Raw genomic sequence first — 12,243 nt, 5'->3', positions numbered from 1 at the left:
GAGGACACGCCATGGTGCAAGCCGAAGCCGCATCGGTCAATTCCGGTGCTAGCCCGGTACGCCGAGCGGCCCCTCATGCGACTGCGCCGACGAGGCCGCGCCGCGATCGACCGTCAAAAACGATCCCGGTGCTGCTCTTTTGGCGCTCAGCCGCTTGGCTGATCGCAAGACGTTCGTGAAGCGATACGATTAATCGAGCGTTAAGTGACCGCGAAACGCAAACATTTCTCGAGGATCGTCGCGCGGCGTCACAGGCACCAAGTCTTCGTACGAAGGCACGTAGGCGCACCAGCCACATACGCCCCTGTCGGCCGCCTTCGGCGCGTTCCACTGCGAGCAGTGCGGGCAAACCTTCACGACGATACGGGTGCCGTGAACGAATGCGAGACCGCGACCACGGAAGGTCGCCTGACCCTGTGGAAGGTTCTTGGACATGATCCTGTCATCGGCACCACCACCGTCCGAAGTCAACGCTCGGGACGCGTTCGTCCGCAGCCGCACGGAGCATTTCGTCGGCCGGCTTGGTCGTTGGACGACTGGTCGGACCAAACCGGTGCTTCGGCAGCGATACTGTTCGTCCACGCCGGAAACGGCAGATCACCAGGAGATTGCGCGGGGTCAAACCGCTGTTTCGACAGCCGTGTTAAGTTGCCGTTGACCACGATCGCGCTGCAACGCAACACATTGCGGAGCCTCGGCGTACTTCCTCATGACCAACGAACGCGACCCCTTGGTTCGATCGACGTCTCGGCCGCACGGCAAACTGGACGGCCTGCCTCAACCGGAATTCGTTGCGGCCTGGAAGGCCCTCGTCGGTGAGCCGCCTGCGGCGATGCTCGACAGCCGGTCTGACATGATCCGGCTTCTCGTGGAGAGCATACCGATTGTCGGAACGATGAGCGAGGAAGTCGGGCGCACATCACCGCTGCCCGATTGAGACTGGTTCACCCCTCCGCTCAGACGTGCCGTCAATCGCGCTGAAGCCAGTCGAACGCGCCCGCACGACGGCGTGACGATCGCCTCCGACCTCACGATGTCAAGGTGGACAGATCGCGTAGGCAGAGATCGACAGCCTGGACCAGTTGCTCGGCAGACGTGATCGTCGCCGGATCCTGAGACATCGCGATCACACTCTCCTTGAGCGTGCGAAACGCCTTGAGACGTGTCGCCGGATCGATTCCGCGTGTGACGGCCGATCGCACAAGTCCTCGTACGAGTTCGCGCGCCAGAGGCTCGCCGAGGTCGAGGGTGGTCCGATGCGTGCCGGCCGGTCCGCAAGAGCGAGCGGTGCTGTCAACGCGGTTCAGGTCATGCTCACCACAAAGCGACTGCATCGATGCTTTAAGTTCACTCTGTCGTGTCCGAACCGGAACGACACTAGGTCGAGTGGTTGTGCAATGCCAAGCCGGTGTGCTCGTTAACCCACTCGCGATTGCCTCCGGATCCTTCGAGCCGATAGAGCCCGGCCAAGAGCGCTCAGGGCGCGCGAGGACCGGATCGGAGAGAGCGGGCATGCCAAACACGCTCGGCCTCAACCGCACGATCGGCGGGGCGATCGGCATCATCGCGCTGGTCTCGCTGCTCAGCAGCGGCGCGGTCCTGCTCACCGGCAACGAGCGGCGTGAGGCGACCGATGCCCTCGAGCGCTCGAATCAGGTGATCCGCGGCCTCGAGAGCTTTCGCGCCGCCATGCTCAATCAGGAGATCGGCTTGCGCGGCTACCTGATCACCGGGCGCGAGAGCAGCCTGGAGCCCTACAGGGATGGTCGTCCGGCCCTCGACGAAGCCATCAGCCGGTTGCGGTCCGTGATCGGCAACGGCCCCGAGCGGACGCGCCTGCTGAACGAAGCCGAGAGCGCTGCACGGGATTGGCAGACGAACATCGGCGAGGCGGCCATACGGTTGGCGGCCGATCCAGCGACGCGGCGGGACGGGGTCCGCATCGAGGTCGAAGGCCGCGGCAAGCAGTTCTTCGATACCCTGCGCGCGCGGCTCTCCGGCATCGAGAGCTTGGTGGAGAGTGCCCGAGCCCGACGCAACGCCGAGGTCGCGCGCGCCGAGCGCCGCGAAAGCATGGCGCTCTGGGGTGGGACCCTGATCACGCTGCTGATCTGCCTCGCAATCGGCATCGCGATCCGTCGCCTGATCGTCCAGCCGCTCGTCGCGTGATGAGCTTTGTCGAGCGGATCGGCGCGGGCGACCTCTCGGGCCGGCTCGAAGCCGGTATCGGTGGCGAGGTCGGACGGCTGGCGGCGACGCTGAACGCGATGGTGGCGGGGTTGTCGGACCTCGCGCGCACCAATCGTTCGGCGACCGCGGACCTGACCGCGGCCGCGACCGAGATCCGCGCCTCGGCGCAGGAGCAGGCGGCCTCGGTGGAGCAACAGTTCGCCGCCGTGCAGCAGACGGTGGCGACGGTCGATGAGATCACCCGCTCGGGCGCTCTGGTCACCAAGCGCGCCGGCGAGGTGATCGCCACCGCCCAGGCCACGGCGCAGACGGTCCGTCAGGGCTCACGCGCGGCCACCGACACGGCCAGGGCCATGGACGCGATCCGCGAGCAAGGCGAGGCGGTGGCCAGCAACATCGTCAGCCTGTCGGCGAAGACGCAAGCCGTCGGCGACATCATCGAGAGCGTCAACGACATCTCCGAACGCACGCACCTCTTGGCGCTCAACGCCGCGATCGAGGCGGCGGCGGCCGGCGAGAGCGGCCGCAGCTTCGCGGTGGTAGCCTCGGAGATGAAGCTCCTGGCTGATCAGGCCAAGGCGGCGACCGTTCAGGTCCGCGCGATCCTGGGGGAGATCCAGCGGGGCATCAACACGTCGGTGATGCTGACCGAGGAGGCGGTCAAGCGCGCCGCCGCCGGCAAGACGCGCTCCGACACGACCCAGCAGACCATCGCAGAGATGGCGGCGCGTGGAGGAGAATGTCCAGACCTTTCAGCAGATCGTCGCCTCGACCAACCAGCAGCAGTTGGCGATCGAGCAGGTCATGGCGGCGTTGCAGAACATCCGGCAGGCGAGCCAGCAGACCGCGGCCGGCACGCGGCAGGTCGAGACCGCCTCGGCGAACCTCACGGAGCTGGCCCAGGCGCTGACAGCGCTGGCCGAACGCTATGGCCTTTGAGCGCTAGAGCCCAGTCGAGGCACAAGGATCAGCCCATGTCGGACCCGGATCGGCCGATCACCGAGGGCGAACTGGAACCGCTGCTTAAGGCACTCAGCCGGTTTTTCGAGGGCTCTGGGCCGGCCTTTGAGGCCCTGTTCGATCAGGCGCGTGCCAACTCGATCGTGTGCGCGTTCCTGCTGCGCGAGATGACCAAAGCCGGCCTGATCGAGCCCGAAACGCTCAAGCAGGAGGCGCTCGCGGCCACTGGAACGCTTGAGCCGCCCGGATCCGGCGCGGAGGTCGCTAAGCTGATCACGAGCCTCTTCGGCGGCGAGCCCGCGGAAATCTCGCCACAAGTGGTGCTGCGCGTGATCCAGGGCGGCCTCGGTCAGGCAGCCGAGACGATCACGTCTGAGCAGGCGGACAATCCGGGCGATCCTACGGTGTAGATCGTCTCACCTCCTCTCCCGATAGCTGGCTACGCCCTAGATTGTGTCGAGCATAGCGGGAGAGCCGGTTTGGTGACGCAGAGATGGATCGAGGCGCTGATCGCCGTGAACGAAGATATCGTCGCGTGCGAGCGGCGCTTTCACGACCAGTGCATGCGCGTCGCCAACGTGGCCGAGCACGCACAGGTCGCGGCACGGGACGAGATGCTGCTCACGTCATACATGACGAGCCTCGTCCTGCTGCGAACCCACCGGGACGCCCTTCTCGGAAAGGCGCGGAGCTGCGCTGACAGCCCACCTTGAGAGCCGGCCGTCGACCTTTCGTCGCAATTGTCCCTATCGTCAGGGCACCTCCGAGATCGCGCCCCACAGACGCCCTGTCGTACCCCGCTCTGCATGAACGGCGCTGACAGAACCGACAGTTCTGACAAAAGACCGCGCCGCCCTCAAGCCTCGATCATCTCGCGGATCCGGCTCGCAAGCGTCTCCATGACGAACGGCTTGGTCAGCACGGCCATGCCCGGCTCCAGGTGGCCATTGCCCACCGCCGCGTTCTCGGCGTAGCCGGTGATGAACAGCACCTTGAGATCCGGTCGCTTCACGCGAGCTGCATCCGCCATCTGGCGGCCGTTCATGCCGCCAGGCAGTCCGACATCGGTGACCAGCAGGTCGACCCTGACGTCCGACTGCAAGACCTTGAGACCGGACTGCGCATCTGCTGCCTCGATCGCCGTGTAGCCGAGATCCTCCAGAACCTCGGTGACCAGCATGCGCACGCTCGGCTCGTCATCGGCGATGAGCACGGTCTCACCCTGCTCGGCGCGGGGCGCATCGGCGAGGTCCGGAGCGGCTTCGGCCTCACCCACGTCGCCGTGATGGCGCGGCAGGTACAGGCACACCGTCGTCCCCTGCTCGACCTCCGAGTAGATCCGAACCTGTCCGCCGGATTGCCGGGCAAAGCCGTAGATCATCGACAGCCCGAGCCCGGTACCTTGACCGATCGGCTTCGTCGTGAAGAACGGGTCGAACGCCTTCGCGATGATGTCCGGCGTCATACCGGTGCCGCTGTCGCTGACGCACAGCGACAGGTACTGTCCAGGCGGCAGATCCCGCTCCCGGGCTGCCCGGTCGTCGAGCCAGCGATTGGCGGTCTCGATGGTGATGCGGCCACCGTCCGGCATCGCGTCGCGGGCGTTGATGCACAGGTTCAGCAGCGCGTTCTCGAGCTGCGGCGGGTCGACCAAGGCCGGCCAGAGTCCGCCAGCCCCGACCACTTCGATGTGCACAGACGGACCCACGGTGCGGCGGATCAGGTCTTCCATGCCGTGGATCAGGGCGTTGACGTCGGTCGGCTTGGGGTCGAGCGTCTGTCGGCGCGAGAACGCGAGCAGGCGGTGCGTGAGCGCGGCGGCCCGCTTGGCCGCCCCTTGCGCCGCGCTCATGTAGCGGTCGAGATCCGTCATCCGGCCCTGGCTCATCCGGGCCTGCATCAGCTCCAGCGAGCCCGAGATGCCGGTGAGCAGGTTGTTGAAGTCGTGCGCCAGCCCGCCCGTGAGCTGGCCGACCGCCTCCATCTTCTGCGATTGCCGCAGCGCCTCCTCGGTCGCGGCCAGCGCCTCAGCGGCCTCCTTCTCGGCCTGGATGTCGCGTCCGACCGCGTGGATGAAGCGCGCGTCCGGCACCGCCGTCCAGGACAGCCAGCGGTAGCTGCCATCCTTGGCGCGGTAGCGGTTCTCGAAGCGCAGCGTGGTGATGCCTTCCGAGAGCCGGCCGACCTCGGCGAGCGTCGCCGCCACGTCGTCCGGGTGGACGAGGCCCATGAACGAGCGCCCGACGAGTTCCTCCTCCGGCCAGCCGAACAGGGTCGTCCAGGCCGGGTTGACGGCCTCGATGCGGGCCTGGAAGTCTGCCACCAGCATGACGTCGGTCGAGAGCCGCCACATGCGGTCGCGGTCGCGCGTGCGCTCCTCGACTTGCTGTTCCAGGGTCTCGTTGAGCGCGCGCAGGCGCTCCTCGGCGAGCTTCCGGTGCGTGATGTCGACAGAGGTGCCGACAAGCCCGCTGACAGTGCCCGTCGCATCGGTGAACGGGGCTTTCGTCGACAGCCAGACCCGAGGGATGCCGTCGGGGCTGGTCACCGTCTCCTCGACGATCTCAGGCTGCCTTCGCTCGATGATGCGCCGATCGTTGGCCATCACGGACTCGGCCTGGACCGGGTCGTCCAGGAACTCCAGATCCGTGCGCCCGAGGATCTCCGCGATCGACTTGCCGACGAGCTCGGCCGTGCCGCGGTTGGCCGCGAGCATGCGGCCCTGAAGATCCTTCGCGTAGACCACCCCAGGCACCGCCTCCATCACCGCGGCGAGCAGCGCGTTGGAGTGCACCAACTGCGCCTCGCTCGCGCGCAGTTTCTCGGAGGCTCGCGCGGTCGCCGTGATATCGCGCGACACGGACAGCAACTTCTCAGGGCGGCCCGACGCGCCCTGGATCGGCGTGACGACCACGTCCCACCAGCGCGGCGAACCCTTCAGCGTCGGAGCGGCCCCTTGGAAGCGACCCGTGTCGCCGCGCTTGGCCGCCTCCACGGCCGTAAGCGCCTTGGCGTGATCGTCGCCCTGCCAGAAGTCGAGCCAGCACGCCCCCTCGATCGCGCTGAAATCGTCGACTTCCATCACGCATAGGCCGCCTTCGGACATGAACTCCAGGCGGCCGTCGAGGCTGAGCACCTTGATGCAATCTGCAGAACTGGCGAGGACTCGGCGGTTGAACTCCTCACTCGCGCGCAGGCGCTCCTCAGCGGTGCTGCGCTCGGTCTCGTCGCGTCCAATCTTCAGAAGCCCGATTCCACGAGCTTGCCCGTCGCGCAGAGCGCGAGCGGCACCGCGGATGAAGACGCGGCTGCCGTCCTTCCTGAGATGCCAACGGACGTCCGGTGCGACGCCGTCCGTCATCGCGGTCCCAGCCTCCGCCTGCGGCACAGCGGCGGCCCGGTCCTCCGGCGTGAACAGCACGTCGCCGAGCTGACCGATGATCTCTTCGGCGGTGTAGCCGAACGTGGCCTCCGCCCCGGCCGACCAGCTCGTGATCCGGCGATCCGGATCCATGGTCAGGATGGCGTAATCGGTCGCGGTCTCGATGATGAGCCGCAGCCGCTCCTCACTCGTGCGCAGGCGCTCCTCGGCCTCCCGCCGCTCTGTGATGTCGACGCACGCTCCTGTCATGTACGAGGGGGTGCCGTCTGGATCGCGGAACGTCTTGCCGCGATCGTAGAGCCAGCGAAGGCTGCCGTCGGGGCGCACGACGCGGAACGCCATCTCGAAATCCGCACCGCTCGCCGCACAATCCTCGCAGCGCGCGATCACGCCAGCGCGGTCGTCCGGGTGGACCAGGGCGATGAACTGATCGAGGCTGCGCGCCGTCTCGCCGGGCGTCAGGCCGAACAGCCGGTCGAGGGCCTCGTCCCAATCGAGCGCGTTGGTCCGGATGTTCCAGCGGAAGGTGCCTGTGTCGCTGGCGTCCAGTGCGGCGCGCAGGCGCTCGTCGCTGGCGAACCGAGCCTCACTGTCGCGGATTTCGCTCTCATCGTCCGGCTGCATTTCGGCGGCGACGCGATCGGTGGTATCGGCAAGAATGCAGAGCACGCCCGCCGGGCGGCCGCTCTCGCCGAGAACCGGCGAGGAGTCCAGGTTCATCCAGACCTGCTCGGGCCGCCCGTGCCGATACAGGGTCAGTTCCTGATCCTTGTAGGACAGCGTCTCGCCAGCCAAGCCGACGCGCATGACGTGATCATTGAAGTCGGCGACCTCGGGCCAGCCCTCTCGCACCTTGGAGCCCAGCAACTGCGGGTGCCGGTCGCCGGCGAAGACCGCGTAGGCGTCGTTGTAGATCATGACGCCGTCCCCACCCCAGAGCAGCGCCATCGGCACGTGCGAGAGCAGCACGAGGCCGACGGTAGTTCTCAGGCTTTGGGGCCAAGCCGTGATCGGGCCCAGCGACGTCGCGGCCCAATCGTAGGCTCGAACCCGGTCGCCGCATTGGCCACCGCCTGCGAAGAAGGTGTTGGGCACGTCAAGAGCTTCAGAGATAGACCGGGGCAGAGGCAAGCGCGGGCAGATGCGCGCGCGAAGTGCCGTCGCTCTCGTGTTCATGTCAATCAGCTGCGGCGACGCTGCGCAACGTACGACGTGGACCGGCGCGACAAGGCAGGAAACTGCGGCTCCTCTCGAAGGCTTGATCACGTCATCGTGATGCTGAGGCGCAAGACAACCGCAGATTGAAACAACTTAGATCAATATGTACGCGCGTCCACCAAGGTGCCCATGCACCGATCTATTGCTATTCGCAGAAGCCCAGCAGAGCCTGTTCTCGGGATGGTCGTGCCTTTAACGAAGGCACAACCTTGAAAGCCTAGGGTGAGTTCAAGTTTCGGCGCTGGTCCGAACGCAACGGGTGTGCAGTGTACGCGCCCGAATAGGGAACTCTGCCATGCACCTCGACCGCACCGGATCGGCGACGCGCGCCCGCGTTTCGCGACTGCCGGCACTCTCGTTGCCCGCGCGCGTCAGCCTGCTCAGCACGGTGCTGCTCGTCCTCGCGACGTCGATCCTCGCCGGTCTGCTGCTCGTGCAGATGCGCGCCGCTTTGGAGACGCGCGCCCAGAACAGTCTCGCCAGCAACCTGCGCCTGCTCCAGCAGGGTCTCGCCGACGTAGGCGGGAGCGCGACCTTCAGCGTCCAAGGTGATCGCCTGTACGTGGGCACCCACGCCATCGACGCCGCCGATGCCGCTGTCGATCGCGTGCGCGCGATCATCGGTGGCAGCGCGACCATCTTCCTGGGCGATACCCGGATCGCCACCAACGTGACGAAGGCCGACGGCACTCGCGCGGTCGGGACCAAGCTCGCGCAGGGCGCAGCCTACGATGCCGTCCTGCGCCAGGGCGTGTCGTACCAGGGCGAGGTCGACGTGCTCGGCACGCCCCACTTCGCGCGCTACGAGCGCGATCCGCGACGCATCAGGCAGCGTCATCGGTGTCCTCTACGTCGGCGTGAAGCGCGCCGACTTCCTCGCGAGCATCGACGCTCTCGTCCAGGAAGCGATCATGATCGGGCTGCTCGTCACCGCTGTCGCGGTTGGCGTGCTCTGGCTCTCACTGCGGCGGGCCCTGTCGCCGCTGAAGCAGCTACACGCGGTCATGGGCCGTCTGGCCGAGGGCGATGCCTCGGCGGCCATCCCCGGCACGGACCGGCGTGACGAGATCGGCGCGATGGCGGGGGCCGTTCAGGTGTTCAAGGACAACTTGATCCAGGCACGCCGCCTGGAAGAGGAGACGGCGCTCGCCCGCGCCTCGGCCGAGGAGCAGCGCAAGCTGGGCATGCGCCAGATGGCCCAAGCCTTCGAGCGGTCGGTCGGTGGCATCGTCGGCCTGGTCTCATCGTCGGCGACCGAGTTGCAGTCCACGGCCCAGGCGATGACCGCAACCGCCACACAGACCGCCAGCCAGTCGGCGACGGTCGCGGCCGCCGCCGAAGAGGCGGCCTCGAACGTCAACACCGTGGCCGCTGCCGCCGAGGAACTCGGCTCGTCCGTTCAGGAGATCGGTCGACAGGTTCAGGGCTCGGCCGAACTCGCCCACACTGCCGTGGCAGAGGCCGATCAGACCGCCGGGCTTGTGCAGGCGCTGAGGGCCACCTCCGCCAAGATCGGCGACATGGTCGGGCTGATCACCTCTGTCGCGTCTCAAACCAACCTCCTGGCGCTCAACGCCACGATTGAGGCGGCCCGGGCCGGTGAGGCTGGTCGGGGCTTCGCGGTGGTGGCCACCGAGGTCAAGGCGCTGGCGGCCCAGACCGCGAAGGCCGCCAACGAGATCGCCGGACAAATCGGCGAGATCCAGGGCGTGACCGACCAAGCGGTCAGCGCCATCAGCGGGATCAGCAGCCGGATCCGCGAGATCAACGCCGTAGCCACGAGCATCGCGGCCGCCGTCGAGCAGCAGGGCGCGGCGACCCAAGAGATCGTGCGCAACGTGTCTCAGGCGGCTGCAGGCACAGGTGAGGTGACGAACAACATCGCCGGCGTCGCGGGCGCGGCCGAACAGACAGGCACGGCAGCTAGCCAAGTTCTGGGAGCAGCTTCGGAGTTGTCGCAGCAGTCCGAACATCTCACGGCCGAGGTCGTGCGTTTTCTCGCCTCCGTTCGGGCGGCCTAAAGACCAGTGAGCGGCGGCTCATCCGCCGCTTCCTGCATGTTGGACGGCTCGCTCTCGTGTGCTCACGGGGGGAGGACGGTTTCTTGGTCTCGGCCACAACCTCACTTTCAGCATCCGCCAAAGTTAATCTGAACCACCCCCGGCTAAAGCTGGGGGGCCAGGTGTGCTCTGATCCCGCCTTTCGTGGTCCTCGCTTTCGCGACACGGCCACGGCCTCGCGGAGCTGGTACTCCCCTTTCAACGGGCGACCTACTCCGACGCCCTGACGGACGTGGGGTCGGACAAGGTCCTTCGCGCTCGCGGGTTTGTCTTTGCGGTCAGGGCGCAACAGCAGCACCAACCCGTTCCAATGCACGGCCGGCACCGGTTCGGAGCGGATGATGGCTTCGCCCTTGCCCTCGACACTGGCGAACCGACCGGTGGGCTTGAACCGTGGCCTGCCGCGCTTTCCGAACGCGTACATCTGCACGGCCCTGAAGGCGCGCAGCGAGGTGGTCTGGGTATCGTGGCTAGCGGCGTGATCGCCGATCCAGCAGGCGTCGCCGGCAGCCCTCTGCAAACTTCTGGAGGGAGGCGGAGGTGAAGTCGAGGGGCCTGCGCGACGTTGAAGAGTTCGGCGCTGATCCCGTTAGGGATCAGCTTGCCGTCTGTGCTCTTGCTGAGGAGCTTCGTCATGGAACGAGCCCGCTGCCAGTTCCTGCTCTCGCGCATGAGCGCGAGGCGGGCACCGCAAGGCAGTGCGCGAGCGCCATCAACGCGTTCGGCGTTCACTCCAGAGGAAAGCCTCGAAGGGCACACGGGGTCGACGCGGCGTCGCTGCCGCGCCGTCCTGCAACGGCTGTCGAGCAGGGAGAGGCGCTTTCACGCGGCGGAGAACCACACGATCTCGCGGAGCGTCATCCACGACGCGATCACGCGACGCGCGGGGATCTGCATCGAAGACCTCGCGGGCATTCGCCTGCGCACGCAGGTGTCCCGCGCCTTGCGCTGGGATCACGCCGGCTGGAGTTTCTACCAGCTGCGCGCGTTCCTCACGTACAAGGCGGCGATCGCGGGCGTTCCGCTCCTTGCAGTCGATCCCGCCTGGACGAGCCAATCGTGCTCGCGTTGTGGCTGTCTCGGCGACCGCGAGCGCAAGGTCTTCCGCTGTAATGCGTGCGGCCACCGGGGCCGACGCCGATCGGAACGTGGCCGACAATCTGCGTCTGATGGGGATGTCCGTAACGCATTATCGAGGTCCGTGTTGTCCCCTTCCAAAAGGGACCGTGCAGGGCTCCTGAAAGCCCCTCCCTTTAGGGAGGGGAACTAACCATGGGGGTGACCGATGGCGCTGAGCGAGTTTGATGTCCTCGGCGAGGAGGTCAGCGACGAAGAAACCGGCGAGATCCTCAAGAAGGGCGACCCCCGCCGCTCCCTGGTTCGATATCAACCTAACGGCGGCGAGCTATTCGTCAGTGCCAGGATCAGCCTCCCGCTCCTGAAGACTGCAGCTTCTCGTCCCGTCCTGCTTCTCATGCCCTCCTCCCGCGAGGACGAGGTGCTCAGACCCAGCAATCCTGCGCTGAGGGCAGCGGGCGGCTGGGATCTGCTGACCCCTGAAGGATCACGGCGGAACTGGAGGCTTTTGGAACGCATCTGTGAGGATCTGACGAAGGCGTCCGTGCCCGCCTGCTACCTGGCTGAGCAGCACGGCGCAAACCGGCGCGACTTCTACTTCGTTACGGAGGACGTGGCCGGTGTGGAGCGCATCGCCTACGCTGCGGCGGAAGCATTGTTCTTCCCGCTGGCGATCGAGCGGCGGTGCTTGGCCGAGGTCGCTCCGATCATTGTTCCGACAGAGGTAATCGGTGAACTTGACCTCGATGTCTCAGACGACGCCCGCATCCGACCGACACGGTTCGAGTTCTGGGGCGCGGACGCCTCTTTGGCGAAGCTCCGGTCCGAGCTTGAGCAGCGCGGCTACCAGTACATCGGGTTCGATCCGGGCATGAGGGAAATGCGGATGGCCAAGCCAGTGCCAATCGATGGACCCGGCTTCCTGGCGGTGCTGAAGGAGATCGCGTCCCTGGCTCGCTCGCTTGGCTGCAGCTACCGGGGTACGGAAACCGTAGGGGGCTCGGCCCAGTTCGCGCTCGATCGGCCCCTGCCCGACCGCTACGCCGCCAAAGCCGGCGTCCTCGGGCGGCTCTTCGAAAGATGGCGACGGTAGCTGGTTGCCTTTCTGCCAGCGGTGGGCCGATTGGAGCGGCTTGCTCGGCCGCAAGCGGACTTTGGCGAAGCGTCTAGTGTGGTGCTTCGGAGTAGCCCTCTAGTTCGACGCAGCCATATCGGAGGCGTCGGTCATGTCAGAGGTCGATACAGCTGCGACCCGTTAGTCGATTTTCAAAGAGCGGTAGCAGGAACGTCTCCGTCTGGGGCGGCCCACAGTGCTCCTTCGGCCCGGCTCCGAACTTTCAACGAAACCTGCCACAA

7 protein-coding genes and 2 pseudogenes are annotated in these 12,243 nt (G+C 66.6%); 8 read left to right on the top strand and 1 reads right to left on the bottom strand.

The window, feature by feature from the left end; genetic code table 11:
- Positions 1-709 precede the first annotated feature (709 nt).
- The 4 genes and pseudogenes from M6G65_RS06645 to M6G65_RS06630 all read left to right on the top strand — a co-directional run bounded on the left by M6G65_RS06645 (position 710) and on the right by M6G65_RS06630 (position 3,863).
- Positions 710-937 carry a hypothetical protein gene (locus M6G65_RS06645; RefSeq protein WP_238198852.1) on the top strand — a complete coding sequence of 76 codons (228 nt, stop codon included), beginning with the start codon at positions 710-712 and terminating at the stop codon, positions 935-937.
- A 575-nt stretch (positions 938-1,512) separates the two neighbouring features.
- Positions 1,513-3,129: pseudogene (locus M6G65_RS06640) on the top strand (methyl-accepting chemotaxis protein).
- Positions 3,130-3,164: 35 nt separating this feature from the next.
- Positions 3,165-3,560, top strand: a complete 396-nt coding sequence (locus M6G65_RS06635; RefSeq protein ID WP_238198850.1) for a hypothetical protein — start codon at positions 3,165-3,167, stop codon at positions 3,558-3,560.
- Positions 3,561-3,632: 72 nt separating this feature from the next.
- Entirely contained in the window at positions 3,633-3,863 is a 231-nt protein-coding gene (locus M6G65_RS06630) for a hypothetical protein (RefSeq protein ID WP_238198849.1), read from the top strand.
- Positions 3,864-4,006: 143 nt separating this feature from the next.
- Here the strand turns inward: M6G65_RS06630 and M6G65_RS06625 are convergent, their stop codons facing one another.
- The gene (locus M6G65_RS06625) at positions 4,007-7,627 is read right to left on the bottom strand and encodes a PAS domain S-box protein (protein ID WP_250103723.1); all 3,621 of its coding nucleotides are present in this window, start codon (positions 7,625-7,627) and stop codon (positions 4,007-4,009) included.
- Between the two features lie 418 nt (positions 7,628-8,045).
- Here M6G65_RS06625 and M6G65_RS06620 point away from each other — a divergent pair, with 418 nt between their 5' ends.
- From M6G65_RS06620 to M6G65_RS06610, 4 genes and pseudogenes are all read left to right on the top strand, one after another.
- Positions 8,046-8,813 (top strand): cache domain-containing protein, encoded by a 768-nt coding sequence (locus M6G65_RS06620; RefSeq protein WP_308445230.1) that lies wholly within the window; start codon positions 8,046-8,048, stop codon positions 8,811-8,813.
- A pseudogene (locus tag M6G65_RS06615) lies at positions 8,755-9,771 on the top strand (methyl-accepting chemotaxis protein); the annotation flags it as partial. The gene M6G65_RS06620 and the pseudogene M6G65_RS06615, both read left to right, overlap by 59 nt.
- A gap of 673 nt (positions 9,772-10,444) precedes the next feature.
- Positions 10,445-11,080 carry a zinc ribbon domain-containing protein gene (locus M6G65_RS33920; RefSeq protein ID WP_373323859.1) on the top strand — a complete coding sequence of 212 codons (636 nt, stop codon included), beginning with the start codon at positions 10,445-10,447 and terminating at the stop codon, positions 11,078-11,080.
- Between the two features lie 15 nt (positions 11,081-11,095).
- Positions 11,096-11,980: a hypothetical protein gene (locus M6G65_RS06610; protein ID WP_238198847.1), complete on the top strand. Its 885-nt coding sequence runs from the start codon at positions 11,096-11,098 to the stop codon at positions 11,978-11,980.
- Positions 11,981-12,243: the final 263 nt, after the last annotated feature.

It is taken from the genome of Methylobacterium tardum, assembly GCF_023546765.1.
In the GTDB taxonomy this organism is placed as follows: domain Bacteria; phylum Pseudomonadota; class Alphaproteobacteria; order Rhizobiales; family Beijerinckiaceae; genus Methylobacterium; species Methylobacterium tardum.
Note: the sequence above shows the minus strand (reverse complement) of the source record. Positions and strands in the feature narration are given on the sequence as shown.